This is a genomic window from Nonomuraea sp. NPDC050310, from assembly GCF_040655795.1.
Classification (GTDB): Bacteria; Actinomycetota; Actinomycetes; order Streptosporangiales; family Streptosporangiaceae; genus Nonomuraea.
The window spans coordinates 49,545-75,456 of the sequence record NZ_JBFAKP010000030.1; the positions used below are offsets into that span (position 1 = coordinate 49,545).

Annotated in this window: 25 protein-coding genes; 11 read left to right on the top strand and 14 right to left on the bottom strand. The window is 73.4% G+C overall.

Annotated features, from left to right (window positions below; genetic code table 11):
• Window positions 1-50 precede the first annotated feature (50 nt).
• The gene (locus tag AB0I67_RS39355; RefSeq protein WP_357935092.1) at window positions 51-1,040 is read right to left on the bottom strand and encodes a LacI family DNA-binding transcriptional regulator; all 990 of its coding nucleotides are present in this window, start codon (window positions 1,038-1,040) and stop codon (window positions 51-53) included.
• Between the two features lie 100 nt (window positions 1,041-1,140).
• Window positions 1,141-3,435, bottom strand: coding sequence for an alpha-L-fucosidase (locus AB0I67_RS39360; RefSeq protein WP_357935095.1), 2,295 nt, complete (start codon window positions 3,433-3,435; stop codon window positions 1,141-1,143).
• A gap of 100 nt (window positions 3,436-3,535) precedes the next feature.
• Between AB0I67_RS39360 and AB0I67_RS39365 the strand changes: the two genes are divergently transcribed.
• From AB0I67_RS39365 to AB0I67_RS39380, 4 genes are all read left to right on the top strand, one after another.
• A complete protein-coding gene (locus AB0I67_RS39365; protein ID WP_357935099.1) occupies window positions 3,536-4,831 on the top strand; it encodes an MFS transporter in 1,296 nt (431 codons plus the stop codon).
• A gap of 4 nt (window positions 4,832-4,835) precedes the next feature.
• Entirely contained in the window at window positions 4,836-5,546 is a 711-nt protein-coding gene (locus AB0I67_RS39370) for a FadR/GntR family transcriptional regulator (RefSeq protein WP_357935102.1), read from the top strand.
• Between the two features lie 85 nt (window positions 5,547-5,631).
• Entirely contained in the window at window positions 5,632-6,780 is a 1,149-nt protein-coding gene (locus tag AB0I67_RS39375; RefSeq protein ID WP_357935104.1) for a mandelate racemase/muconate lactonizing enzyme family protein, read from the top strand.
• Window positions 6,767-7,402: an RraA family protein gene (locus tag AB0I67_RS39380; RefSeq protein ID WP_357935107.1), complete on the top strand. Its 636-nt coding sequence runs from the start codon at window positions 6,767-6,769 to the stop codon at window positions 7,400-7,402. Before AB0I67_RS39375 ends, AB0I67_RS39380 begins: the two co-directional genes overlap by 14 nt.
• A gap of 50 nt (window positions 7,403-7,452) precedes the next feature.
• On the opposite strand, the gene AB0I67_RS39385 is transcribed toward AB0I67_RS39380, so the two are convergent.
• The 4 genes from AB0I67_RS39385 to AB0I67_RS39400 form a co-directional block, all read right to left on the bottom strand.
• Window positions 7,453-9,243, bottom strand: a complete 1,791-nt coding sequence (locus AB0I67_RS39385; protein WP_357935110.1) for a hypothetical protein — start codon at window positions 9,241-9,243, stop codon at window positions 7,453-7,455.
• Window positions 9,240-10,760, bottom strand: a complete 1,521-nt coding sequence (locus AB0I67_RS39390) for a glucoamylase family protein (protein WP_357935113.1) — start codon at window positions 10,758-10,760, stop codon at window positions 9,240-9,242. Before AB0I67_RS39390 ends, AB0I67_RS39385 begins: the two co-directional genes overlap by 4 nt.
• 16 nt (window positions 10,761-10,776) lie before the next feature.
• Window positions 10,777-11,763 (bottom strand): LacI family DNA-binding transcriptional regulator, encoded by a 987-nt coding sequence (locus tag AB0I67_RS39395; protein WP_357935116.1) that lies wholly within the window; start codon window positions 11,761-11,763, stop codon window positions 10,777-10,779.
• Window positions 11,764-11,838: 75 nt separating this feature from the next.
• On the bottom strand, window positions 11,839-12,408 hold the full coding sequence (locus tag AB0I67_RS39400; RefSeq protein ID WP_357935119.1) for a TetR/AcrR family transcriptional regulator: 570 nt from the start codon (window positions 12,406-12,408) through the stop codon (window positions 11,839-11,841).
• A gap of 45 nt (window positions 12,409-12,453) precedes the next feature.
• On the opposite strand from AB0I67_RS39400, the gene AB0I67_RS39405 reads away from it, so the two are divergent.
• Entirely contained in the window at window positions 12,454-13,353 is a 900-nt protein-coding gene (locus AB0I67_RS39405) for an alpha/beta hydrolase (protein WP_357935122.1), read from the top strand.
• A gap of 34 nt (window positions 13,354-13,387) precedes the next feature.
• Here the strand turns inward: AB0I67_RS39405 and AB0I67_RS39410 are convergent, their stop codons facing one another.
• Window positions 13,388-14,752: a glycoside-pentoside-hexuronide (GPH):cation symporter gene (locus tag AB0I67_RS39410; protein WP_357935125.1), complete on the bottom strand. Its 1,365-nt coding sequence runs from the start codon at window positions 14,750-14,752 to the stop codon at window positions 13,388-13,390.
• Window positions 14,742-15,953, bottom strand: coding sequence for a DUF3089 domain-containing protein (locus tag AB0I67_RS39415; protein ID WP_357935128.1), 1,212 nt, complete (start codon window positions 15,951-15,953; stop codon window positions 14,742-14,744). Before AB0I67_RS39415 ends, AB0I67_RS39410 begins: the two co-directional genes overlap by 11 nt.
• Before the next feature lie 125 nt (window positions 15,954-16,078).
• Between AB0I67_RS39415 and AB0I67_RS39420 the strand changes: the two genes are divergently transcribed.
• A complete protein-coding gene (locus tag AB0I67_RS39420) occupies window positions 16,079-16,699 on the top strand; it encodes a hypothetical protein (protein ID WP_357935131.1) in 621 nt (206 codons plus the stop codon).
• Here the strand turns inward: AB0I67_RS39420 and AB0I67_RS39425 are convergent.
• From AB0I67_RS39425 to AB0I67_RS39435, 3 genes are read right to left on the bottom strand one after another with little or no spacing between them, the layout of a single operon-like run.
• A complete protein-coding gene (locus AB0I67_RS39425) occupies window positions 16,696-17,559 on the bottom strand; it encodes a DUF72 domain-containing protein (RefSeq protein WP_357935134.1) in 864 nt (287 codons plus the stop codon). The genes AB0I67_RS39420 and AB0I67_RS39425 overlap by 4 nt on opposite strands.
• Window positions 17,556-17,942 carry a VOC family protein gene (locus AB0I67_RS39430; protein ID WP_357935137.1) on the bottom strand — a complete coding sequence of 129 codons (387 nt, stop codon included), beginning with the start codon at window positions 17,940-17,942 and terminating at the stop codon, window positions 17,556-17,558. The genes AB0I67_RS39425 and AB0I67_RS39430 overlap by 4 nt, the downstream gene beginning before the upstream one ends.
• Window positions 17,943-17,946: 4 nt before the next feature.
• Window positions 17,947-18,354 (bottom strand): hypothetical protein, encoded by a 408-nt coding sequence (locus AB0I67_RS39435; RefSeq protein ID WP_357935140.1) that lies wholly within the window; start codon window positions 18,352-18,354, stop codon window positions 17,947-17,949.
• Window positions 18,355-18,407: 53 nt separating this feature from the next.
• On the opposite strand from AB0I67_RS39435, the gene AB0I67_RS39440 reads away from it, so the two are divergent.
• Window positions 18,408-20,522, top strand: coding sequence for a DEAD/DEAH box helicase (locus tag AB0I67_RS39440; protein WP_357935143.1), 2,115 nt, complete (start codon window positions 18,408-18,410; stop codon window positions 20,520-20,522).
• Here the strand turns inward: AB0I67_RS39440 and rnhA are convergent.
• The 3 genes from rnhA to AB0I67_RS39455 are packed head-to-tail and all read right to left on the bottom strand — an operon-like array spanning window position 20,519 to window position 22,498.
• Window positions 20,519-20,965 carry a ribonuclease HI gene (gene rnhA, locus AB0I67_RS39445; protein WP_357935146.1) on the bottom strand — a complete coding sequence of 149 codons (447 nt, stop codon included), beginning with the start codon at window positions 20,963-20,965 and terminating at the stop codon, window positions 20,519-20,521. The two genes, AB0I67_RS39440 and rnhA, sit on opposite strands and share 4 nt — an antisense overlap.
• 36 nt (window positions 20,966-21,001) lie before the next feature.
• Window positions 21,002-21,442 carry a hypothetical protein gene (locus AB0I67_RS39450; RefSeq protein WP_357935149.1) on the bottom strand — a complete coding sequence of 147 codons (441 nt, stop codon included), beginning with the start codon at window positions 21,440-21,442 and terminating at the stop codon, window positions 21,002-21,004.
• Between the two features lie 12 nt (window positions 21,443-21,454).
• Window positions 21,455-22,498: a DUF6745 domain-containing protein gene (locus AB0I67_RS39455; RefSeq protein ID WP_357935152.1), complete on the bottom strand. Its 1,044-nt coding sequence runs from the start codon at window positions 22,496-22,498 to the stop codon at window positions 21,455-21,457.
• Window positions 22,499-22,542: 44 nt separating this feature from the next.
• Here AB0I67_RS39455 and AB0I67_RS39460 point away from each other — a divergent pair, with 44 nt between their 5' ends.
• From AB0I67_RS39460 to AB0I67_RS39475, 4 genes are all read left to right on the top strand, one after another.
• Window positions 22,543-23,148, top strand: coding sequence for a phosphotransferase (locus tag AB0I67_RS39460; RefSeq protein ID WP_357935155.1), 606 nt, complete (start codon window positions 22,543-22,545; stop codon window positions 23,146-23,148).
• 51 nt (window positions 23,149-23,199) lie between these two features.
• A complete protein-coding gene (locus AB0I67_RS39465; RefSeq protein ID WP_357935158.1) occupies window positions 23,200-23,517 on the top strand; it encodes a hypothetical protein in 318 nt (105 codons plus the stop codon).
• 88 nt (window positions 23,518-23,605) lie between these two features.
• Window positions 23,606-24,664 carry a PLP-dependent cysteine synthase family protein gene (locus AB0I67_RS39470; RefSeq protein WP_357935161.1) on the top strand — a complete coding sequence of 353 codons (1,059 nt, stop codon included), beginning with the start codon at window positions 23,606-23,608 and terminating at the stop codon, window positions 24,662-24,664.
• Entirely contained in the window at window positions 24,661-25,884 is a 1,224-nt protein-coding gene (locus AB0I67_RS39475; protein WP_357935164.1) for an MFS transporter, read from the top strand. Before AB0I67_RS39470 ends, AB0I67_RS39475 begins: the two co-directional genes overlap by 4 nt.
• Window positions 25,885-25,912 lie beyond the last annotated feature (28 nt).

Genomic DNA, 25,912 nt, shown 5'->3' on the forward strand with positions numbered 1-25,912 from the left:
CGCTTACACAACAGGGCGTGGCAGGTCGGCGCGGTCGCGGGGCGTCCCGCTCAGCGGCAGCCGCAGCTCGACCTGAGCACGAGTTCGGTGGGCAGGATCCGGTGCCCGGGCTCGGCGCGGGCTCCGCTGACGAGCTCGTCGAGCGCCCGCGCCGCCGTCGCGCCCAGCAGGCGCAGCGGCTGGCGGACGGTGGTCAGGGGCGGCCAGGAGTGCTCGGCAGCCATGATGTCGTCCCAGCCGGTGACGGCCAGGTCGCCCGGGACGTCGAGCCCGAGCTCGCGCGCCGCGGCGAGCGCGCCCAGGGCGACCTCGTCGTGCGCGCAGACCAGCGCCTCGGGCCGGTCGGGCCCGGCGAGCAGGTCCAGCGCGGCCCGGCGGGCGGCGGCCACGCCGTACTCGGTCAGCGGGGCGGGCCGGGGCGGCGGGGCGCCGGCGGCGGCGAGCGCGGCGGCCACGGCCGACCAGCGCTCGTCCACGTCGGGTCCCCCGCTCGGGCCGCCCAGGAAGGCGAGGCGGCGCAGGCCGTGGCCGAGCAGGTGCTCGGCCAGCAGCCGGGCGGAGCCGGTGTTCTCGGTGGTGAGCAGGTCGGCCCCGGCCACCGGCGCGCCGGCGAGCAGGACGGTGGGCAGACCCCCGTCGACCAGTTCGGCGAGGAGGTCGGCCGGGACGGTCCTGCCGTGGACGACCAGCCCGTCCACCCGGCCGGCCAGGTCGCGCACCTGCTCGGGCGTGACGCCGCGGCCGCCGGCCGACAGTATGATCACCGACCGGCCGAGCTCGGAGGTGACCTCCTCGTAGCCCAGCAGCACCTCGGCGTAGTAGGGGGCGCTGAGGTTGGGGAAGACGATGCCGTTGGCGGCGTGCCGGCCCTGGGCGAGGGAGACGCCGAGCCGGCTGGGCGTGAAGTGGAGTTCCTCGGCGGCCCGCAGGATGCGTTCGCGGGTCTCCGGACGCACCGATCCCGAGCCGCGCAGGGCGCGCGAGACGGTGGCGATGCCCACGCCGGCCCGCTGGGCGACATCGTAGATGGTGGCAGTCATGGGAACTCCTTTCTGGCTGGAACCGCTTCCAACCCTTTGGAAGCGGTTCCATGACCGGAGTGTTGCAGGCAGAGATCGGAGCTGTAAAGAGGGCCGGGGATCAGCGTTCGGCGGTGACGGCGAAGACGTGCGTGGCCGTGTTCTGGCTCGGGCCCGCCGGCCGGCCGATGGTCAGGCCGGTGACCTGCTTGTCCGGGTTCACCGGGATCTCGTAGCGGTACACCTTGGTGACCGCGTCGGCCAGCTTGCCCCACTGGTAGCGGTGGCTGGTCGTGAGGACCGCGCGATCGCCGCCGGTCATCCAGTCGGCCACGGTGAGCTTGGCGGCGTCGGTGCTGCCGTCGGCGTAGGTGACGGTGACGTCGCTGGCGCCGGGGCCGTAGCCGGCGGAGGCTAGCAGCTGCAGCGTGCTGTAGGAGCCCGGCGGGATCGGCACCTGCTGCCCGCCGGCGTTGAGGTTGTTCTTGACGCCGGTGGCGCCGGACGGCCACCGGAAGCGCAGGTTGTCGTGGACGATCTCGCCCGCGGCGGGCAGTTCCTCGGCCGGGTAGGCCACCGGCGCGTTGCCGAAGGTGCCGTCGTTCGGCGCGTCCGCGGCGGCGATCGAGTCGTGGTCGTAGACCGCGCTCAGGTCCACCGGGACGCTCTCCCCCACGACCTTGAGCGGCGTGGTGGCGCTGAAGGCGCCGTGCACGCCCGCGACGGCCTCCAGCGTCACCTCGTAGGAGCCGGACCGGGTCCCGGCCGGGATCGGCAGCTCGACGGTCTGCTTGAGCCGGGTGTGCGGGGCGAGCTTGGGGAAGGCGAAGCTCTGCGTGCCGAAGGGCGCGCGGGCGGTCAGCCGGCCGGCCGCGATCTCCTTGTCGCCGCGGTTGGCCAGGGTGATCTCGACCTTGGCGTTCTCCCCCGCCCTGGCCGGCGCGACGCTGCCCTCGACGCCGAGCAGCCGCTCCATGGAGGGCAGGTAGCCGGGCCGGGCGATGCGGAAGGTGTAGGCGTAGGCGCCCTTGGGCTTGCGCGTGGTGATCTCCAGCGTGCCGTCCGGGTTCTTCTTGTACGGCAGCGGCAGCGGGTCGCCGAGCATGGTGATCACGTCGCCGTCCCTGACCGGGACCGGGGCGGTGACCGTCAGCTTCTCGCCGGGCCAGTCCAGGGCGGTGATGTAGAAGGCGCGCGGCTGCGTGGTGAAGCGCACCGGCACGGTCGCGCCCTTGTCCTCGGCCTGCGTCCAGTGGCGCGAGCCGTACACCGCCTCGCCGTGCGCCTGGAGCCAGGCGCCGAGGGCCCGCACGCGGGTGGCCTGGATCTCGGGGATGGTGCCGTCGGCCTTGGGCCCGACGTTGAGCAGCAGGTTGCCGTTCTTGGAGACGATGTCCACGAAGCTGTCGACGAGTTGGTCGGGGGTGAGGGTCTCGTCGAGGCCCTCCTGCGCGTTGTAGCCGTAGGAGTGGCCGAGCCCGCGCGAGGCCTCCCACTTGCTCTTCTTGATGTCCGGCTCGACGGCGTACTCCGGCGTGGTGAAGTCGTGCGCCTTGTTGCCGCAGCGGTTGTTGACCGTCACCTCCTTGCCCCGCTCGGCGGCCTTGTTGAAGTAGTAGGCCATGAAGGTGTTGGAGTCGTTGACGCCGCCGATGTCGCACCAGATCAGGTCGGGGTCGTACTTGTCGACCAGCTCCTTCATCTGCGGGAGCTGGAAGTCCTTGACGTAGTCGGCGACCGGTTTGTAGCCGGTGTAGGGCACGGGCTGGCCGGTGAAGGGGTTCTTGGGCGCGCCGCGGCCGAACCAGCCGCCCCACTGGACGGGCGAGGCGGGGTTGTACCACTCGGGCATCGAGAAGTAGAGGCCGTCCTTCAGCCCGTAGCCGCCGGTCCGGTTGGCCTCGACCAGCTCACGGGTGAAGTCGCGGCCGGGGCCGTACTTGACGGTGGTGCGGTCGGAGTAGGCGCTGTCCCACAGGGCGATGCCGTCGTGGTGCTTGGCGACCAGGACGTAGTACTTGCCGCCGCCCTGCCGGAAGAGGTCCAGCCAATTCTTCGGGTCCCACTTCTCGGCCTTCCAGTGCTCGGTCAGGAAGTCGTCGTAGTCGACGTCCTTGCCCCAGGTGGCCAGGTGATGCTTCTGGGTGGCGGTGTCCTTGGTGTTCATCTTGGACCAGTACCACTCGGCGTACTTGCTCTCGTCCTCCTTGTCCACGGGGGCGTAGGCGGGGACGGACGAGGCGCCCCAGGTGATGAAGAAGCCCAGCTTGGCGTCCTCGAACCACTGGGGGGCGACGTGCCGGGCGAGCGACTCGTCGGTGGGTTCGTAGGGCGCCTGCGCTAAGGCGGCGGGGGTGAGGAGGGCGGCCGAGGCCACCACGGCGGCGGCGACCGCCAGCGACTTGCTGCGTCTCATGCCTTGCACAGTATTGGTTGGGCCAATCCATAGACAAGAGACGAAATCGTACGAAAAACTCCCTCTCAACACTCATATTGGACCGTCCTTTGGAGTCTCCTTGAGCGCGTCAGGCAACCGCGTCGCCGCCGCGAGCATGGTCGGGAGCGTGGTGGAGTACTACGACTTCACCCTCTTCGGCCTGGCCGCGGCGCTCGTCTTCGGCGAGCAGTTCTTCCCCGGCACCTCCCCGCTGGCCGCCACCCTCGCCTCCCTGGCCACCTTCGCCGTCGGCTTCCTGGCCCGGCCGCTGGGCGGGGTGATCTTCAGCCACTACGGCGACCGCATCGGCAGGAAGCCGATGATGGTCGCGACCCTGCTGCTGATGGGCTTCGCCACCGCCGCGATCGGCCTGCTGCCCGGCTACGGCACCATCGGGGTGCTCGCCCCGATCCTGCTGGTGCTGCTCCGGCTGCTGCAGGGCTTCGGCGCCGGGGCCGAGTACGTGGGCGCGCTGGTCATGGCGGCCGAGTCCGGCGACGAGCGGCGGCGCGGCTTCCTGTCGTCGCTGCCCGGCACCGGCGTGTTCATCGGCATCCTGCTCGCCACGCTCACCTTCAGCGGCATCTCCTCACTGCCGGAGGCGCAGTTCCAGAGCTGGGGCTGGCGGCTGCCGTTCCTGCTCAGCCTGGCCGGCGTCGCGCTCGGCCTCTACTTCCGCAGCCAGGTCGAGGAGACCCCGATCTTCGCCGAACTGCGGCGCACCGGCGAGACCGGCAAGGCGCCGGTCGTCGAGGTGATCCGCCACCAGCCGAAGCGGCTGCTGCTGGCCATGGCGGCCAACGGGCCGTTCGTCGCGATCTCCTACCTGATCCAGGTCTTCGTGCTGTCCTACGTGACGACCACGCTCGGCGTCGCCAAGAGCACCGGCCTGATCGCCAACGTCAGCGCCTCGGCCCTGGCCATCGTCGCCACCCCGCTGTTCGGGATGTTGTCCGACCGCATCGGCCGCCGGCCGGTCTGGTTCCTCGGGGCGGGGTTCCTGGCGTTGTTCGCCTTCCCGATGTTCTGGCTGGTCGACACCAGGGCGCCGGTCGCGATCGTGCTGGCCGTGGTGCTCGGGCTGGCGGTGGGCATCGCCTCGATGTACGCCGCGCAGGCCTCGCTGTTCGCGGAGCTCTTCGAGGCGCGCTTCCGGCTCAGCGGCATCGCGCTGGCCCGCGAGTCCACCGCCGCGCTGATCGGCGGGCCCGCCCCGCTGGTGGCCTCGGCCGTGCTCGCCTGGTCCGGGGGCGCCTCGTGGCCGATCGCCGCGCTGGTCTGCGGGCTCGCGCTCATCTCGCTGGTGGCGGTGCTGGCCGTACCGGAGACCCGGGGAGCGGACCTGCGGCAGGCCGCGCCGGTACGGCTACGCTGACTCCGTGGCAGGCAACGGCACCCGCACTTCGGCCTCGGGCGAGACGATCCAGCACCTGAAGAAGATGATCGCCTCAGGGGAGTTCCCGCCGGGCGGGCGGCTGCCGACCGAGCGGGACCTGGCGGTGCAGCTCGGCGTCTCCCGCAACACGCTGCGCGAGGCGATCCGCGCGCTCACGCTGGCCGGGCTGCTGGAGGCACGGCAGGGTGACGGCACCTACGTGACCAGCCTGTCCCCGGCGATGCTGCTCGACACCTTCGCGATGCTGGTGGAGCTGTCGGCGGACGCGACCGTCCTCGACATGCTGGAGGTACGGCGGGCCCTGGAGTCGGTCGCGGCCACGCAGGCCGCCTCCCGCATCACCGACGAGCAGCTCGGCCGGCTGGCCGGGCATCTGGAGGAGATGCGGCACGACCCGCAGCGCGGTGACGGCAGCGTCGACGAGGTGGTGCACGCCGACGCACAGTTTCACGCGGTGGTCACCGAGGCGGCGGGCAACCCGGTGCTGGCCGCGCTGATCGAGGCGCTCAGCACCCGCACGCTGCGCGCCCGCACCTGGCGGGGCCGGGTGGACCAGGGCGTGTTCGACCGGGCGATCCGCGAGCACGAGGCGATCTTCGAGGCGCTGCGCGACCGGGATCCGGCACGGGCGGGCGCGGTGGCCGCCGCGCACGTGGCCGGTGTGGAGGCGTTCCTCCGCGCCGCCCAGCATTAGTCCGACCAATCTCCGCGTTCTTCCCAGGCTTAGCTACCGCTTTGCCTTCAGATGGCTATATTGGTTGGACCAATAGGAGGTTCATGTGAAGATCACTGACATCCGCGCCGTCCTGCTCAGCCATGACTACGCCGGGCAGCCGCCCCTGGAGTGGGTGGGCGGGCGCATCGAGACCTGGGACGCCGCGCTCGTGGAGATCACCACGGACGCCGGGGTGACCGGCCTCGGCGAGGTGGCGCAGGGCATCATGGGCGCGCTCGCCGTACCGGGCGTGGTCGAGGCGCTGCGGCAGTACGCCGTGGGCCTGAGCGTCGAGGAGCCCGGCACGGTCGGCGACGCGCTGCGGGCCAGCACCGCCTTCTGGGCACGCGGCGGGGTGGCCTCCGGCGTGATCGCCGCGATCGAGGTGGCCGCCTTCGACGCCGCCGGCAAGGCCGCCGGGGTGCCGGTGCACGAGCTGCTCGGCGGGCTCCGGCACCCGAGCGTCGAGCTGTACGCCAGCGGCGGCCTCGGCGTGGACGAGGAGCAGGTGCTGGCGTGGGTCAAGGAGATGGAGGCGCGCGGCTTCGCCACGGTGAAGTTCCGCGCGATGACCGGCCCCGAGCGCACCATCGGCCTGATCGACCGGGTCGTGGCCGCGCTGGAGCCGGGCACCCGCTTCGTCCTCGACGCCGTGCAGGGCTGCGCGGGCCGGCCCTGGCCGCTCGCCGACGTGCTGCGCGTGGGCGAGCATCTGGCGCGATACGGGCCGCGCTGGTACGAGGAGCCCTGCCGGGCCGAGGACGTGGCGGGCTACACCGCCGCCCGCGCCGCGCTGGAGGTGCCGATCTCCGGCGTGGAGAGCTACTCCACCCGGCAGGAGTTCGAGCGCCTGATGGAGGCCGGCGGCGTCGACCTGGTCCAGCCGGACGTCGGCATGGTCGGCGGCATCACCGAGTTCCAGCGGGTGGCCGCGCAGGCCTTCGGCTCCGGGCTCGACTGCGTGCCGCACATCTGGTCCACCGGCGTCAACCTGATGGCCAGCGTGCACACCGCCTTCGCCACCCCGCACCTCGACCTGATCGAGCTGTGCACGCTGCCCAACCCGCTGCGCGAGGACCTGCTGGTCGAACCGCTGCGCATCGAGGGCTCGCACCTGCTGCCGCCGGCCGCGCCCGGCCTGGGCGTACGGCTGACGCCGGAGATCGAGGCCCGCTTCGCCTTCCAGCCGGGGCGGGGCCATGTCATTCGTTAGCTCCGTCGCCGCCGCGCAGGTCGCCGACTCCCTGGACGAGGCCGGGGTGCGCGGTCAGGTCCTCCACCCCGCGATCCGGCCCCTGCGCGCGGGGATGCGGGCCCTCGGCCGGGCCAGGACCGTGCAGTTCGCCCCCGCCGAGGAGGCCGGGCCCGATCCCTACGACGACATGATCGACTTCATCGACTCGGTGCGGCCCGGCGAGGTGGTCGTCATCGCCGCCGGCGGCAGCGCCCGCTCCGCCTGCTGGGGCGAGCTGTTCTCTGCGGCCGCCAAGGGCCGCGGCGCCGCCGGTGTCGTCTGCGACGGCTACGTCCGCGACCGCGCCAAGGTTCTGGCTCTGGACTTCCCGGTCTTCGCGCTCGGCACCCTGCCCGTCGACTACCGGGCGCGCCTGCGAGTCGTCGCCGTCCAGCAGCCCGTCACCTGTGGCGGCGTCCGGATCGCTCCGGGCGACACCGTTCTGGCCGAGGACGACGGCCTCGTCGCCGTACCCCGGGCTGTCGAGGCCGAGGTGGTGGCCCTGGCCAACCAGCGCGCCGCCACCGAGTCCACCGTGCTCGCCGAACTCCTGGCCGGATCCGGCCTGCGCGAGGTCTGGGAACGCCACCGCGTCCTGTGACCCGCGCTGCGACGGGCCTCTCCCCCGGTCTCGGGGAGAGGCCCGTCAGGTCAGGCGGGGGTGAGTTCGACGAAGGAGACGCCCGGCATGGGCAGGTCGAACTCCAGGCGGACATTGCCCTCCACCTCGGCCGCCGGGGTGAGCTCGTCGAGGGTGTTCGCCTCGGCCAGGCGCTCCCACTCCTCGCCCTCCGGCCAGTCCGCGCCGGACATCCGCTGCCAGATCGCGCGGATGTTGGAGTGGGTCTCGTCGATGCGGTGATGGGTGAGCGTGTGGGTGCCCTTCAGGCCGGTGACGGCCAGCCGTACGGTGCGGGAGAGTTCCGGGGCGCCGTCGGCCTGGGCCTGGTTGAGGGTGCCGTTCCAGACGAGCACGCCGACGCGGCCGTCGGGGTGTCGGGCGGCCCAGACCTCGACGCCGGCCTGGTCGCCCTCGACGCTCGCGGCCAGTTCCTCCGGGCCCAGCCGGTGGGCCAGGGTGAGCGCGTGGAAGCGGGGCTTGCGCAGGTTGCCGACGGTGAGCAGGCCGAAGCCGCCGTGGAAGAGCCGCGGCGGGCGGCCGAGCTCCTCGAAGTGGTCGGAGGCGACCCAGTGCGAGAGCGCGTCCAGCCGCCCGGCCGCCGACTTCATGCCGTGCAGCAGGAAGGTGGCGCCGAACGGGCCGTCGCCGATGCCGTGGAAATGGGTGGGGGTGGGACCCCACTCGGTCCACCAGATCGGGGTGTCCTCGCGGCCGTGCCGGGCCAGGGCGGGACGCCAGTCGAGCGGCGCGTTGCCGTAGGTGTGGGTGGAGACGAAGTCGAGCGCGGCCCCGGACTTGCCGACGTGGCTGAGCAGTTCCTCGACCCAGCCGTTCGCCGCCGAGCTGGGGCCGCCCACCCGCAGGCCGGGGTGGACGCTCTTCACCGCGGCGGCCGAGACGTCGTAGAGGCGGAAGTACTCCTCCGGCGTGCCCGACCAGAAGACGGCGAGGTTGGCCTCGTTCCAGACCTCGAAGGCCCAGCGCTCGACGAGCTCCTCCAGGCCGTAGCGGTCGGCGAGGGCCTGGGTCAGGTCGCGCACGAGCTCGCCCCAGGCGTCGTAGTCCTTCGGCGGCGAGATGATCGCCTGGTAGCCGAAGACCGTCTTGGACGGGTCCGTGGCCAGGTCACGCGGCATGTAGCCGAGCTCGACGACCGGCCGCAGGCCGAAGGCCATGATGGTGTCGTAGACCTCGAAGACCTTGCTGAAGTCGTGCACCGCCTTGCCGTCGACCTCGCGGTAGACCTCCAGGTCGTCGCCGAGGATCGCGTGCGCCCGCACGGTCTCGACGCCGAACTCCTCACGCATGGTCCGCAGGGCCGCGGTCAGTTCCTCGCCGATCGGGCGGCCCCCGGACTCCTCGCGGCACAGCAGGTACGACAGGTGCTCGGAGCCGATCATGGTGGTCCACGGCCGGTGGAGCGTTCCGGTCACGGCCCCGGCGTCCACCGAGACGGCCACCTCGCGGCCGGTCTCGGCGGGCCCCGCCGAGACCGGGTCGCTGAACGGTCCCACCACGTCCATCGCGGCGATCGCGGCCACCTGGTAGGCGCACTCCCCCTGCCCGGTGTCCACGTACCGGCAACCCGGCACCGCCGGGACGTCGACGTCGCGCTGCTTGACCGAGACGCCGTCGCGGTGCACGAGGTAGCCGATCGCCCCCGGCACCGGCTCCCACGTCAGCGTGACGTGCCCGGCGCCCGGCCGGGCCCGCAACCCGGCCGGCGCGGGCAGGACGACCTCGGTCACCGGCGCCACCGCGCCGGACGCCTGGTAGATCCGTGCTTCCCAGTCACGGCGTGCGGCTTCTGCCGTACTCACCCGGCGACCTCCCATTCCTCGGGTTCCATCACCGGCCGCAGCGACGCCTCGACGTCGGGGCGGCCGAAGTACCGGCGCATGTTGCCGGAAGCCAGCTCGTTGCCCAGGGCGGCCATGACCATGCCCTGGTCCAGCGCGAGGTACCAGCGGGACACCACCCCTGAGCGCACGGCGACGGCGTCGTAGAAACCGCCGGGGCCGTAGGCGTCGAAGTTCCCGCGCAGCTTCGCCAGGTTGGCCAGGGCCGCCTTCTTCGCGTACGGAAGAGCCAGGAAGGAGGCGTGCGGCGTGACCACGCCGTCGCCGTAGGCGGCCGGTTCCGGCTGGGCCGGGCGGCAGCCCTCGTAGCCCGGGTCGGTCGTGGTGCGCTCGCGGTCGGTGGTGTAGCCGGCCGCGTCCAGGCCCATCGGGTCCACGCCGTACTCGCGGTAGCCGCCGTGCGGGTCGTTGGACGGGGAGAAGCCCCAGTAGCCGTACTTGGCGTCGTCGAGGCCGTGCTGGATCTGGCCCTTGACGAAGACCGGGTGGTTGCGGCCCCAGCTCTTCGGCGCCCAGGCGCTCTCCGGCACGACCAGGTCGGGCATGAGCTCCTCGAACATGGAGCCGCCCCAGTTCGGCACGAAGCGCAGGCCGCGGTAGCCGTACGTGCCCTCCCAGACCTTGACCCCGAGGTACTCCTTCCACGAGCCGACCGGCTTCTGGTCCTGCCAGGCCCAGTCGCAGCCGGCGTCGGGGAAGGTGCGGTAGAGGCCGTAGTAGTGCTCGCGCGGGATCTGGCCCAGGGCGATGCCGACGTAGGTGCCGATGCGGGTCTCGCCGGGCGAGCCGTAGTGGTGGCAGGTGGAGTGGACCTTGACGCCGGTGCCGGCGTAGTCGCTCTCCACGGAGCACTGTCCGGGCGGCGGTTCGGGCCAGAAGCCGCCGCGCAGCAGGCCGGTGCCGGCGTCGGGGCGGGCGGCGGGGTCGTAGTAGGCGGCGAAGTTCATCGAGCGCGCCAGCCGGTCGGCGCGGGCGGCGTGGGCGGGCAGCGCGGTGCGCACCATCATCAGCGCGGTGGCCAGCCAGCCGTTGTCGACGCTGGAGGCGAAGGGGTGGACCACGGTCCCGTTGTCCGGCCAGGTCCTGACGACCTGGAGGGTGGCGGGGTCGTACCAGTTCCAGAACTGGCCGGTCGGCGCGTGCCGTTCCATCCGCTCCAGCGCGTCGAGCACCTTGCGGGCCCGGCGCTGCGCGTCGCCGGGGCTGATGAGGCCCAGGTCGCGGGCGGTCAGGGTGGACCACAGGTAGGCGCCGATGTTGGTGGGCGAGGTGACCTTGACGCGGGTCCTCAGGTCGCCGGTGATTTTGTCGGACGGCAGGCCGGTGCCGGGGTCGACCATGGCGGCCAGCGAGGTCCAGGTGTCCTTGGCGTACTTCAGCAGGGTCGCCCGGTCACCGGGCCGGGCGGCGGCGGGCTGGGCCGAGAGCGTGGTGGTGAGCGCGGCGGCCAGCAGGCCGGCTAAGAGGGGTGTGCGCATGGGGTTCGGCTCCTTGTCATCGGGGATGGCGTCCGCAGCTGTGACGGATGACCAGTTCGGCCGGAAGGGTGAGGTGGCGCGGTTCGTCCCGCTGCCCGGCGATGAGCTCGTCCAGCGCGCGGGCCGCTCCGGCGCCGAGCTCGCGCATGGGCTGGCGGATGGTGGTCAGGGCGGGGCGGGCGTGCCGGGCGGCCATGATGTCGTCCCAGCCGGTGATCGCCACCTGGTCGGGTACGGCGAGGCCGAGCTCCTCGGCGGCGAGGATCGCGCCGAGGGCCACCTCGTCGTCGGAGCAGATCACCGCCTCGGGCCGCGAGTCGCTGCCGAGCAGGCGCAGGGCCGCCTCGTAGCCGGACTCGACGGTGTAGCGGGCGGTGAGCACGGGTTCGACGGCCTCGCCCAGCACCTCGCGCACGCCCGCCCAGCGTTCGGAGATGTCGTCGCCGTCGGCGAAGGGCGCGCCCAGGAAGGCGTAGGAGCGGTAGCCGTGCTCGCGCAGGTGCCCGGCGAGCAGGCGGGCAGGTCCGATGTTCTCCGTGCGCAGGCTGTCGGCCCCCGGCAGCGGCGCGCGGGCCACGAACACCAGCGGCACGCTCATCCGCACCAGCTCGGCGACCAGGTCGTCGGGCGCGGTCTGGCCGAAGACGAGCAGGCCGTCCACCCGGCCGGCCAGGTCGCGGATCAGGTCGCGCACGTTGTCCCGGTCCTTGGTGGACAGGATCACCACGGAGCGGCCGAGCTCGGAGGCGACCTCCTCGTAGCCCAGCAGGACCTCGGCGTAGTAGGGGCCGGCGAGGTCGGGGAAGACGATGCCGTTGGCGGCGTGCCGGCCCTCGGCCAGGCTCACGCCCAGGCGGCTGGGGGTGAAGTCGAGTTCGGCGACGGCCTTCAGCACCTTCTCGCGCGTCTTCGACGCCACCGGGCCGGTGCCGCGGAGCGTGCGGGAGACGGTCGCGATCGACACGCCCGCCCGCCTGGCCACCTCGTAGATCGTCACGTCCATGCCCGCCTCATTGCTGTAAGCGCTTACACATGCCAGTGTGCCAGACGAGGAGTCATCCGATCAATGGCCACCGCGCTACGGCGTGATGCTGTCCAGGTAGGCGTCGAGCTGGCCCAGCAGGTCGAACTCCGGCTCCAGCAGCCACTGGACCTGGAGCCCGTCGAGCACGGCGATGAGCAGCGGCCCGCTGGCGTGCGGCCCGATCTCGCCGCGTTCCTGGGCCTTGGCCAGGGTGGCGGCGAACAGCGCCCGGCTGGTGCGGTAGCGCTTGCGGAAGAAGTCGTGCGCCGGATGCTCGGCGTCGGTGGCCTCGGCCGAGAGCGTCACGAACAGCCGCAGCACCCCCGGCTCGCTCATGTTGCGCAGTTGCAGCTCGCGGATGGCCCGGCGGAAGCTGCCCAGTTCGGCCCAGCGCTCCTCGAACCACGGGATGTCCACGTCGTCGCGCTGCTGCAGCACCGCCGCGAGCAGGTCCTCCTTGGACGGGAAGTAGTGCAGCACCCCGGCCAGGCTGAGCCCCACCTGGGCGGCCAGGTCGCGCATGGAGGCCCCGCGGTAGCCGCGGACGCTGAACAGGTCGCGGGCGGCGTCGAGGATCTGCGCGCGGCGGGCGATCCCGACGGCGTACGGCTTCTTGGCGGGCATGGCCCGAGCCTAGCAAAGCGACCTATCAGTTGGTAGGTTTTTGCCATGCCACTCGACCCCCTCCTCGCCCCGTTGCTCGACGCCCTCAACGCCCGGCCCGTGCCCGCCTGGCGGACCGTCGAGGAACGCCGCGCCCTGTCCCGTGGCGGCTCCGGCCACCCCTACCAGGCGCTCGTCGAGGCCGAGCCGGAGATCGACGGCGTCTACGAGGAGACCTTGGCCGAGGGCTTCTCGGTCCGGGTCTACCCCGGCGGGCCCGGCCTGCTGCTGCACTTCCACGGCGGCGGCTGGTGGAGCGGCTCGGCGGCCGAGTCGGAGTGGCGCTGCCGTGCCTTCGCCGGGCGCGCGGGCGTCACGGTGGTCAGCGCCGACTACCGGCTGGCTCCCGAGCACCCCTTCCCCACCCCGGTCGAGGACTGCTACCGGGCGCTGGAGTGGGCCGTCGGACGGTTCCGGCCCGAACGGATCGGGGTGACCGGGGAGAGCGCGGGCGGCAACCTGGCCGCGGCCGTCGCCCTGCTCGCCCGCGACCGGAACGGGCCGACGCTGGCCGTGCAGGTGCTGGAGATCGCGCCCTTCGACCTCACCTGGGCCTCGCCCTCGATCGAGCGGTACGCCACCGGGCATCTGATCACCGCCGAAGATCTCTACTGGTGCCGGGCCGCCTACCTGGGGCCGCACTCCCCCGCCCATCCGCTGGCCTCCCCGCTGCACGCGCCCACGCTCGCCGGGCTGCCGCCCGCGCTGATCGTCAGCGCGGAGTGCGACCCGCTGGCCGACGACGGGCGGCGGTACGCCGAGCGGCTGGTGGCGTCCAGGGTGAAGGCGGAGTTCCGGCTGTTCGAGGGGCATGTGCACGGCTCGCAGTCGCTGACCGCGCTCCTGCCGTCCGCGCGCGAGTGGCGTGACCTGGTCGTCGGCGCGGTGCGCGAACATCTCGGGTGACGCCCGCCCCCGAGCCGGGGGCGGGCGTCGTGCCCTACGCGACCGCCTCCCGCTGGGCCGCCTTGCGGGTGGCGAGCTCCGCGGCGGCCTGGTGGGCGACCGAGTGGGTGATCGGGTAGAAGGCGAAGGCCAGGGCGCCGACCAGGCCGATGACCGCCGGGATGAGGCTCTGCGCGTACAGGATGCCCTGCACCGCCTCCGGGCTCTGCGTGACGCCGCCGCTGCGGTAGCCGGTCAGGGCCAGCGTGTAGGCCAGCAGCCCGCCGCCGACGCCCGCGCCCGCCTTGGTGGCGAACGAGGTCATCGCCGCGAGGCTGGCCTCGGTGCGGAAGCCGTACCGCCACTCGGTGTAGTCGGCGAGCTCGGCCAGCAACACCAGCCCGAGCGCGACCGCCCCGCCGAAGCCGAAGCCGGTGACGACGAAGCAGAGCATCACCGGCACGGGAGCCGGCGGCACCACCATGAGCAGCGCCAGGCCCAGGATGGACAGGCCCAGGCTGAGCAGGTAACCCGGCTTGGCCCCCGCCCGGCGCGCGAAGACCGGCACCGCCAGCGCGCCGATCACCATGGGCAGGGCCATGACCAGCGCCGCCACCGTGAGGTAGTTCTGGTCTCCGATGTAGTAGAGGAAGAAGTACGGCATGGCCGCGGTGAGCGAGCCGCTGGCCGCCTGGACGGCCACCTTGGAGGTGAGCAGGATCGGCACCGCCCGGTGCGAGAAGAATACCCGCCGCACGTCCGAGAGCCGGTAGCGCTCGGCCGACAGCGGGACGACCCGCTCCCGCACCCGGAGTGCCATGATCGTCACCAGCACGCAGCCCACCCCGGCCACGATCGTGACGTAGGTGAGCCACCCCCCGGTGCCGCCGCCGAGCAGCTTGACCAGCGGCAGCGTGAGGCCGGTGCTGAGCGCGGCGGCCAGCAGGCCGGTGAAGCCGACGATCCCGGCGAGCTGCCCGCGGGTGCGGGCGTCGCCGGCGACGACGGGCAGGAGCGAGGTCACCGGGATCTGGAAGAGGTCGAGCAGCAGCCCCCACAGCAGGTAGGTGACCCAGGCGGCGAGCAGGGCGTTGGGGAACCAGGCGGGCGCGGCGAACAGCGCGATCAGGCAGACCGCGCAGAGCAGGCCGCCGACCAGCACGTACAGCCGGAACCGGCCCCAGCGGGTGACCGGGAGGTGGTCGACGAGGTACCCCATGATCGGGTCGCTCGCGCCGTCCACGATCCTGGCCACCAGCATGAGTGTGCCGACCGCCGCCGCCCCGATCCCCACCACGTCGGTGAGGTAGAGCAACAGGAACCCCGAGACGCCGCCCATCAGGGCGCCGCCGGCCACGCCGGCGAAGAAGGCGAGCTTCTCGGTGAAGCCCGGCCGGTCGGCGACCGGCTCAGCCGCCATGGCGTTGCCTCCACGCGGCGGTCTGGGCGCCGAGCAGGTCGGCGAGGTCGCCGGCGGGCAGCGAGTAGTCGAGCACGTGCAGGCCGAGCTGCGCGTGCGAGCTCTTGAACGGCTCGTTGCCGTCGATCTCCAGCCACGTCGCGCCGCGGTCGCGCACGCATTCCGCGCTCATCCGGCCGGGGTAGGCGGCGAAGCCGGTCGGGTAGTCCGGCGCCTGGTAGTCGCCCATCAGCAGGTCGAGGCTGCCGCCCTTGGTGAGCTTGCGGGTGGGGAGCCAGGGCCGGATCGGCAGCCGGCCCTGGCCGCCGGTGAGGAGCTGGGCGGGGTTGACGCAGAGCATCTCGTGCCCGGCGTCGGGGTCCTTGGCCAGGACAGCGTCGCGGGGGTCGGCCCCGTCGAGGTCGTAGGAGGCGTAGGCGACCACGCACCCGCTGGGGACGGGCGCCGCGGGGCTCGGCCGGGTGCAGGCGGGCAGGTGCCGGAAGGTGGAGCCGGCGTCGTTGCCCCCGCCGAGCGCGACCCGCACGCCCGTGCCGGCCAGGTAGGCGCCGACCAGCTTGTCGGTGCGGGCGGGCACGCCGTCGAACTCCTCCTGCAGCAGCCGGGCCGCGGCCGCGGCGCCTTGGGAGTGGCCGAGCACGATGACGCCGCGGCGGCCCTGGTTCTCGGTCGCCCAATACTCGGCGAAGGCCTGCTTGACGTCCTGGTAGCCGGTCTCGAAGTCCGGCGGGGCGAGGATGCTCAGCAGGTAGGAGGTGAGCGGCGCCTGCCGGTAGAGCGGCACGAACAGCCGGCAGTGCCCGGCGAGCGCGCGGAGCTGGGTGAGGGTGACGGCGACTTCCGGGTCCCGGACGTAGGGCGGGTTGGCGCCCAGCAGCAGGATCGGATTGCTGAGCAGGTTGACCGTCGGGTAGGCGTAGAAGCAGTCCACGCCCGGGTCGCCGGCCGGGGCCGGGGGCTGGACGGCGGTGCTGCCGTCGGGTCGCACCACGGTGGTGTCGAGCGGGGCGTGGTAGCCGTCGGGGTAGCGGCCGGTCAGGCACGGGTTGTCGGCCTGGCCGGGCTTGCAGAGCCAGACGGGGCGGGTGAGCGGGGTGGTCAGGCCTTGCGCCTCGACGTCCGGCGCCGGCGAGGCCGCGGCGGGGGTCGAGAGCGGTAAGACGCAGAGAAGGGCGAGGAGGGGGACGATCAGCCTGCGCACGGGGCGGCTCCAAAACCTACCGACTGATTGGTAGATGTCAGGCTAGAGGGGTTGCCAGGCCGCGTCAACGCACTCGGGCCGATCGGCTCCTGGACGCCGGCAGCAGGCGGTGGGACAGTCGGCGGGTGGCGATCGACCTCGACGCGTGGCTCACCCGGCTGTTCGTCCTCGGCATCGACGACGACTTCCTCGACGACCCCGCCGACAGCATCGCGGTGATCACCGCTTTCCTCCGCCGTCCCGAGCGCGCCCTGGCCGACTACACCCCGGAAGAGGTGAGCAGCGGGCTGTGGCACCTGGCCGGGAACTCCGAGCTCTTCCTGGAGCTGTACAACCAGGACGTGCCGCTGCCGGAACGGCTGGCCTGCGCCTCGGCGATCCGCGAGCTGTACCGGCGGTTGTTCGAGCCGCACTGCGCGCCGGTGCTGGGCCATGCCGGCGCCGAGGGGCACGAGCCGCTCAACTCCATCTGCTACATGTGGTGGGACGCCTTCTCCACCTGGGGCCGGCCCGGCGACCCCGCGGCGCGGCCGATCGACCAGGCTCTGCTGGCGGTCATGCGGGACACGCTCAGCTCACCGAACGAGGCGTGCGTCGAGGGGGCTCTGCACGGGCTCGGGCACTGGCACGTCAGCTACCCGCGCGAGGTCGAGGAGACCGTGCCGGCCTGGCTCGCCACCCGGCCGGAGATCAGCGAGTCGCTCTACCACTACGCCCACGCCGCCAGGTTGGGCCGGGTGCTCTAGAAGAGGGTGGGTGGCGCGGCCGGTTCGGGGTCGGGCAGCGGGGCGAGCCCCGGGACCACCGCCCGCACCTCGTCGTGGAAGCGCCGGGCCAGCTCCAGCGCCTCGGCGTTGTCCGGCGTGTGCACGAAGAAGGTCGGCGACCGGCCCTCGGCCAGCCACCCGGCGACCACCCCCACCCACGGCCGCCAGCCCTCTGCGGTCCGCTCGGCGTCGTCCCTGCCCAGGTAGCGCACGATCGGCCGGGCGGTCAGCGCCCGCATCCTGCGGGCCACCCTGGGCTTGCGCGTCCAGGCGTCCCGCTCGGCGTCGGTGTCGGGACGGCGGGCGAACAGGGTGACCGTGTCGAACGGCACCCACTCCGCCTCCACCGCGCCTAACACCCGCTCCAGGTTCTGGGCGGCGCGTGCGTCCTCGAAGAACGCGCGGTGCCGGACCTCCACGGCGTAGCGGTGCTCCCGGGGCAGCCTGCGCAGGAAGGCGGCCAGCGCGCCCAGGTCCTCCGGGCCGAACGAGCCGGGCAACTGCACCCACAACGTCTCGGCGTGCGCGCCGAGCGGCTCGACCGCCGCGAGGAAGGCCCGCAGCTCGTCGTCACCGCCGGACAGCCGGTGCTCGTGGGTGACCGGCTTGGGGAGCTTGGCCAGGAAGCGGAAGTCCGGCGGGAGCTGCCGCGCCCACGACTCGGCCGTGGCCAGGGAGGGCGTGGCGTAGAACGTGGTGTTGCCCTCGACCGCGTTGCACCAGGTGGCGTACGCGCGCAGCCGCTCGGCCGGCGGGAGCGGGTGGGGCAGGTAGCGGCCCTGCCACGGGGTATGGGTCCACATCGCGCAGCCCACGTGCAGGACGCGGGCCGGCGTCATGCGTGCCGGACCAGGCAGAAGGGGTGACCGGCCGGGTCGGCGTAGACGCGCCAGCTCTGGCCGGGGGTGCCGGTGTCGAGCAGGGTGGCTCCCGCTTCGAGGACCGCTCGCTCGGCTTCGTCCAGGTCAGGAACCTCGACGTCCAGGTGGAGCTGCTGCGGGCGGGACGGTTCCGGCCAGGTCGGCGGGCGGTAGTCGGCCATCTCCTGGAAGCACAGGACCGAGCCGGTGTCGAGGTGGAGGGTCGCCCAGCTCTCGTCGAGCGCCCAGCGGCCGTCGGGGCGGTTGACCTCACCGCCGAGCACGGTGGCGTAGAACCGGGCCAGGGCCCGGGGGTCGGGGCAGTCGAGCACCACGCACTGCAGCGTTCCGATCGTCGACAAATCGTCACTCCCTTTCCTTGACGTCCGCCCGGCCGCCCGGCGGTGAACGGCGGTCGAGGGACTGGATCCACTTCACCGCGACCGCGGCCACCTGCACCAGCTCGGCGCGCAGGGCCTCGGCTTCCTGTTCGGCGAAGGCTTCCAGGACCTCCTCGTGCAGGATGTGCCGCCAGGTCACCTGGCCGGCGGCCTTGGCGGCGTCGGTGGCCGCGCGGGCGGCGTCGGCGGCCTGGGTGCGGTCGGGGCCGGTGCCGTCGGGGTGTTCCTGGATGCCGAACCGCTCGTCCTGGCGCACCCGCTCGGCGGCCACGTCGGCCAGCACCGCGGCGAGCAGGCCGGGCACCCCGTAGTCACCGTCCGGGGCGCCGCCCGAGATGCTGCCCGAGGTGCCGTCGCTCGACTGTGTGGTCACAAAGGGAGATCTTGCCAGCTCCCTCCGACACTCCGCTCAGTAGCATCGGAAGGGTGATCCAGGACGCCACCGCCCTGCACGACGCGGCCCGCACGCTCCTGCACGAGCATGCCGCCGTGGAGGCCGAGGCCAGGGGGCGGCTGCACGAGGTCCAGGCGCGGGCGGCGCGGGACGAGCTGGCGGCGATCCCGGTGGCCCGGCTGAAGGACGTGACCGGGGGGCGGCTGCGGCTTGGGGCGCTGGAGCAGGCCGGGTTCACCACGGTGGCCGCGGTCCTGGATGCTCCGCCGTACCGGCTGGAGCTGGTGCCGGGGATCGGCAGGCACACCGCGCGGCAGGTGCACGCGGCGGCGAAGCAGATCGCGGAGGCGGCGACCGCGTCGGCGCCGGTGCGGATCGAGATCGAGCGGCGGCGGGATCCGGCGCTCACCGCGCTGGTGGTGGCGCTGCACCGGCTGGTGGCGGCCGGGCCGGAGCTGCCGCGCGGTCTGGAGCTGGCCCGTCGGCTGGAACAGCGGCTGGCGCCCCTGCTGCACGAGGCCGGGCCGGCCCGCAGCCGGTTGCGGCTGTTCTTCACGCTGCCCGCCCGGCGGCGGCGCGCGCTGGCGGCGGTCGAGGAGCTGGAGCACGTGCTGGCCCGCAACAGCGGGACGCGGCTGCTGCTGACCGAGCTCACCACCGACCTGATGCGCCCGCCGGTGCACGAGATCGAGGCGTGGTCCGACTTCGAGCACCGGGCGGCGGAGTACTACGCGCTGCTCGGCGAGCTCACCGGCGAGCCGCTGACCGGCGGGGCGGGCGCGCTCTCCGGCGACCTGCTGGCCAAGGTCGAGGCCCAGCCGCTGGACGACACCCACCGCCGCGTCTCGCTCCGCGGCTACCAGGCGTTCGGGGCGCGGTTCGCGCTGGCTCAACGGCGGGTGATCATCGGGGACGAGATGGGCCTGGGCAAGTCGGTCGAGGCCATCGCGGTCCTGGCGCACCTGCGCGCCACCGAGGCCACGCACTTCCTGGTCGTCTGCCCGACCAGCGTGCTGATCAACTGGGTGCGCGAGATCGAGTCCCGCAGTTCGCTGCGCGCTTTTCCGCTGCACGGCGACGAGCGCGCCGCCGTCCAGGCCGAGTGGGTACGGCAAGGCGGCGTCGCGATCGTCACGCTCGACAGCCTGTGGCGGCTGGAGGTGCCGCCGGAGCTGCCGGTCGGCCTGCTGGTCGTGGACGAGGCGCACTACGCCAAGAACCCGGCGACCCGGCGTTCGCGCAGCGTCCACGCCTGGTGCCGGCGGGTGGAGCGGGTGCTCTTCCTGACCGGCACGCCGATGGAGAACCGGGTCGAGGAGTTCCGCACCCTCATCGGCTACCTGCAGCCGCCGCTGGCCGAGAGCCTGCGCGGCAGCGACGTGGTCGCCGGCGCCCAGGCCTTCCGCAAGGCGGTCGCCCCGGTCTACCTGCGGCGCAACCAGGAGGAGGTGCTGACCGAGCTGCCCGAGCGGGTGGACGCCGACGAGTGGGTGGAGTTCAGCGGCCCCGACCTGGAGGCCTACCGGGAGGCGGTGGCGTCGGGCAACTTCATGGCGATGCGCCGGGCCGCCTACCGGACGCCGGCGACGAGCGCCAAGCTGAAGCGGCTGACCGAGCTGGTCGAGGAGGCCAAGGCCAACCAGCTCAAGGTGGTCGTCTTCTCCTTCTTCCACGACGTCCTGCACGCGGTCGGGGAGGCGCTCGACGGCTTCGAGTACGGGCCGATCTCCGGCGACGTGCCGGCGGCCCGGCGGCAGCAGCTCGTGGACTCCTTCGGCGCCGAGCCCGGCCACGCGGTCCTGCTGGCGCAGGTGCAGGCGGGCGGGGTGGGGCTGAACCTGCAGGCCGCCTCGGTGGTGATCCTCTGCGAGCCGCAGCTCAAGCCCAGCGTGGAGGCGCAGGCGGTGGCGCGGGCGCACCGGATGGGGCAGGTCAGGCGGGTGCAGACGCACCGGCTGCTCGCGGCCGACTCGGTGGACCAGCGGCTGCTGGCCATCCTCGGCGGCAAGAGCCGGCTGTTCGACGCCTTCGCGCGGCGCAGCGACCTGGCCGAGTCGAGCCCGCACGCGGTGGACGTGTCCGAGCAGGACCTGGCGCGGCAGATCGTGGAGGAGGAGCAGATCCGCCTCGCCACCCGGCCGGGCTAGACGCGCGGGGTGGTCTCGTCGCAGCCGAGGCGGGCCAGGGCGTCGGCCCGCTCGTTCTCCGGATGCCCGTTGTGGCCGCGCACCCACAGCCACTCGACCTGGTGCCGCCCGCGGGCTTCGTCGAGCCGCTGCCACAGGTCGGCGTTCTTGACCGGCTCCTTGGCGGCGGTGCGCCAGCCGTTGCGCTTCCAGCCGGTGATCCACGAGGTGATCCCGTTGCGCACGTAGGTGCTGTCGGTGTGGACGCGCACCACGCACGGGCGGGTGAGCCCTTCCAGGCCCATGATCGCGGCCATGAGTTCCATGCGGTTGTTGGTGGTATCGGGCTCGCCGCCGCGCAGCTCGCGCTCGTGCTTGCCGTACCGCAGGATGACGCCCCAGCCGCCGGGGCCTGGGTTGCCCCGGCAGGCCCCGTCGGTGAACAGCTCGACCACACCTTCCACCCGGCCAGGGTAGTGGACCCCGGCCGGGTGGGCGGTTCAGTCGGCGACCAGGCGGTTCCCCCAGGCGCCCTCGAACTCCCGTTGCCGGCGCACGACGTAGCGGCCGGGCGCGCAGCCGGTGGCGCCGTGCTCGGGATGCAGGAGGTAGACGACCTCCCGGGCCTCGAACACGCCGACGGTGAGGCGGGTGAAGTCGGCGACGGAGGTGGTCCAGCGGCAGGTGCCTGGGTCGGCGACCAGGGTGTGCGGGTTGCCGCCGTCGGCGCCGCGCACCAGCACGACGCCTTCGGCCCGGACCGGCTGCCAGAGGGCGGCGGGCCGGATCAGGACGTCACGGGCGAGCAGGTCGAAGGGGACGACGATCAGGTCGCCCTGGGCCTGCAGCCCGCCGACGACGGGGATGCGCACCGACTGCTCCAGGTGGTCGAGCACGGTCAGCCCGGTCAGCCGGGTCAGCGAAGCGAGGGTCACGGTCATGGAGATCACCTTTCAGGTCCGGCGGGCGAGCTGGGCGTAGTGGGCGGCCGGCAGGCCGTAGGACCAGGCCGCGGCGGCGACCGGGTCGTCGAGGAAGCCGGGCACGGTCAGGCCGTAGCGGCGGCGGGTGCCGTCGCGTTCGAGCGAGCCGTTGACCGCCAGCAGCACCCGGCTGCCCGGCCGGTAGTCGTACAGGCGCAGCTCCGAGCCGGGGTTCCCGGGATCGGCGGCGGTGGCGACCAGGCGCAGCCCGGCCCGGTCGAGGTACTCGCCCCAGCCGAGGCGTTCGATGGCGCAGCGTCTGACCTCGATGTTCGGCTCGCGCTCGATGTGCCCGACGCTCGGCGCGTCGATCACCCAGCGCGGCACCACGGTGCCGTGCCAGGCGTGCACCTCCCAGCCGTCGGCGTACCGGACGGCCGGGCCGGCGTCGGCGTGCAGGCGCAACGCGCCCGCCTCTGCCGGTTCGGTGTGCAGCGTCACGGGGCGTTCGGTGATCACGCAGACGCCGTCGCGCGGCCACCACCAGCTCGTCTGGCGCATCGCGGCCCGCCACAGCCCGAGCCGCTCGTCCACGGGCCCGCCGCCCAGGCGGGCCAGCGCGTGGAGGTGCGCCACCCAGGCCGGCGAGAGCGTCTCGTACCACGGAGCCCGCCACCGGCTCCGGCGCTCGTCCGCGGCCCGGAGCGCGGGATGGAGGACTCGTTCCACCGTGGCGGCCAGCGGCCGGCTGATCTCCCAGCTCACCAGCCGGTCGAGCGCCGCCGGCACGTGTCCGGTGGAGACCAGCCGCAGGTCGAGGGAGGCCGAGGTCAGCTCGCGAGCCACTGGATGGTCGGCGGGGTCGCCGTTGCCGCGCACGCCCGGCGGCAGCGTGGCCAGGGCGGCCAGCGGCGAGGAGACCCAGTGGAAGCGGGGCCGATCCCGCCCGATCAGGCGGTAGAGCCCGGAGATGGCCGTCTCGGCGGCCGCTCGGTCGGCCGGCCGCGTGGAGCACGCGTGGTCCAGCCAGTCAGCACGGATCCCGGCAGCTTCGCGCTGCGCCGGATCTCTCATCGCACGAGGGCGGATGCGCCCTTTCTGTCGATCATGCTGTCATCGTGACAGAGAACTCCGGCCTTCGTCCAGAGCGCGACCTCCTCCTCGGCGAGACCACCGTGCGCAAGCGCTTCGCCGGACCGGGGCACAGCGAGGCCGAATGGCGGGCCCTCACCCTGCTGGCCGAGGTCTTCGCCGAGGTGCCCGCCCGGGATCTGCCGGTACGGCGAGGCAGCCCCGCCGACCTGCTGGCCCGGCTGCGGGAGTGGAGCAGCACCCCGCCACCCGGCCCCCCGGTGGTGCGGGAGGCCTTCGACCGGGCACTGCCGTGGCTGGCGGAGGACCTGCCGGAGCCGGGCGAGCCGGTCTTCGGCCGGGGCGACGGGAACCTGGCCGACGTGCTCTGGGACGGCTCCCGCATCCGGCTGCTGGACTTCGAGGAGTCCGGCCGCAGCGACCGGGCCTACGAGCTGGCGAGCATCGTCGAGCACCTCGGCCTGGGTGGACACGGAGTTCGACACCGCCGCCTTCCTCGCCGCGTTCCCGCTGGAGGCCGGGGAGGTCGCGCGGATGCGGGTCTACCGGCGGCTGCCGGCGTTGTTCTGGCTGCTCACGCTGGCCTACGACGCGGCGCGGCCCGTCCCGCGCAATCCGCCGGGGACGGCTGAGCGGCAGGCCGCCCGCATGATCGGTCACTGTAGGTGAGATAGCATCCACGCATGGTCATCTCAGGTCGTGCCGTCCTGGCGATGATCCTGGCTGCCTGCCTGCTGATGTGCCTGCCGGGCCCGCACTCCGTAACCGCCGCCCAGGCCGCCCCGGTCACGCACAGCGACCATCAGCACGACCAGTGCGACGCGCCGGTCGTGCCGCCCGCGCCCGGGTCGAGCGCGGCCGAACTGACCCTCGACGGGCTGGTGCGAGGGTGGCTGCCGGTGCCGCCGGAGGCCCCGGTCGCCGGGCCCGCCGCCGGGGCGCCGCCTGCCGTACCGGCGGTGGCCGATCCGCTGCTCCTGCTCTGCACCTCGCGGAGGTGACAGGTCCCGCTCCGACCTGTCACGACCTCGCGAAGGTGACAGGTCCCGCTCCGACCTGTCACGTCCACGCGCAGACCAAGGAAGCCGGATGGACCTCACTCGCGCCTGCCTGTCACCCGCCGACCTCGTCGGCCACACCCCGATCCTGTGGATCCCCGAGCTCCGCTCGGCCGCCCCGGAAGGCCCCGGGTTCTGGGCCAAGCTGGAGGGCCGCAACCCCGGCGGCATCAAGGACCGGCCCGCCCTGCACATGCTGGCCCGCGCCCGTGAACGCGGCGAGCTGGAGCCGGGCGCGCCGATCGTCGAGTCGACCAGCGGCACGCTCGGCCTCGGCCTGGCGCTGGCCGGGCTCGCCTACCGCCACCCGGTGACGCTGGTCGCCGACCCCGGCATGGAACCGGCGATGGTCCGGCTGCTGCGGGCCTACGGCGCCCGCGTCGAGCTGGTCCGCGAGCCGCACCCGGCGGGCGGCTGGCAGGAGGCGCGGCGCACCCGGGTCGCGGCGCTGCTGGCCCGGCGGCCCGGCGCCTACTGCCCCGACCAGTACAACAATCCCGACAACGTCGCCGCCTACGAGAGCCTGGCCGAGGAACTGGCCGGACAGCTCGGCGGGATCGACCTGCTGGTGTGCAGCGTGGGCACCGGCGGGCACAGCGCGGGCGTCTACCGCGCGCTGCGCCGCGACCTGCCGGGACTGCGGCTGGCGGGCGTGGACAGCGTCGGCTCGACGATCTTCGGCCAGCCCGCCCGCACCCGGCTGATGCGCGGGCTGGGCAGCAGCATCCACCCGCGCAACGTCGACTACGCCGCCTTCGAGCAGGTGCACTGGGTCGCGCCCGGCGAGGCGGTCTGGGCCTGCCGCCGGCTGACCGCCGGGCGGTACGCGGGCGGCGGCTGGAGCGTGGGCGCGGTCGCGCTGGTCGCCTCCTGGCTGGCCCGCACCGAGCCGCCCGGCACCCGCATCGTGGCGATCTTCCCGGACGGGCCGCAGCGGTACGCCGACACGATCTACAACGACGCCTACTGCCGCCGCCACGGCCTGCTGGTCCGGGCACCGGCCGCCGATCCGGACGAGGTGCCGCATCCCGGACACGCCGAGGCGACCCGCTGGACGCGGTGCACGACCGTCCTGGACCCGCTGGCATGAGGGCCACCCTCGCGCAGGCGCGCTCCTTCAACCGGCCGGTACGGCTGCTGCTGGTCAACCAGCTCACCATCAACACCGGGTTCTACCTGCTCATGCCCTACCTCGCCGGGCACCTGTCCGGCGGGCTCGGCCTGGCCGCCTGGCTGGTCGCGCTGGTGCTCGGCGTGCGCAACCTCAGCCAGCAGGGCCTGTTCCTGCTCGGCGGCAGCCTGGCCGACCGGCTCGGCTACAAGCCGATGATCCTGAGCGGGCTGGCCCTGCGCACGGCCGGGTTCGCGCTGCTCGGCCTCGCCGAGAGCCTGCCGCTCCTGCTGCTGGCCTCGGCGCTGACCGGGCTGGCCGGGGCGCTGTTCAACCCGGCCGCCCGCGCCTACCTCGCGGTGGAGGCGGGCGAGCGCAAGGTCGAGGCGTTCGCCCTGTTCAACGTCTTCTACCAGGCGGGCATCCTGCTCGGCCCGCCGCTCGGGCTGCTGCTGTCGGGCGCCGGCTTCCGGACCGCCTGCCTGGTGGCCGCCGCGCTGTTCGCGCTGCTCGCCGTCGCCCAGGCCCGGGCCCTGCCGGTACGGCGAGGCGGACCGGCGGCCCAGTCGATGTGGCGCGACTGGCGCGAGGTGCTGGGCAACCGGCGCTTCCTGGGCTTCGCCCTGGTCATGTCCGGCTCCTACGTGCTCGGCTTCCAGGTCTACCTGGCGCTGCCGCTGGAGATAGCCCGCAGCGGCGGCGGGCAGCTCGGCGTGACGCTGCTGTTCGTGCTCTCCGGCGTGCTCACCATCGCCGGGCAGGTGCGGATCACCGCCTGGGCCAAGGCCCGATGGAGCGCCCGGCAGGCGATGGCGCGCGGCCTGACGGTGATGGGGGTGGCGTTCGCACCCCCGGCGCTCCTCCCCGGCTCGCCGGTGGCGCTGGCGGGCTGCGCGGCGCTGCTCACGCTCGGGACGATGATCGTCTACCCGTTCGAGATGGGCACGATCACCACGCTGGGCGGAGAGCGGCTGGTGGGCACCTACTACGGCTGCTACAGCAGCATCGCCGGGCTGGGGATCGCCGGCGGGAACGTACTGACCGGGCTGGCCTTCGACGCCCGGCCCTCGTGGGCGTGGGGCGGGCTGGCCGTACTCGGGGTGGGGTGTGCCTGGGGACTGAGCCGGTCGTCCCGCGCGGGCGGAAGGCCCCCCCCGGGGCAGCGCGGGAGCGGGGGGGGGGGCGCCGGGGGGGCGTAAAAGTGTGGGCGCAGGGGCAGCCCCAAGA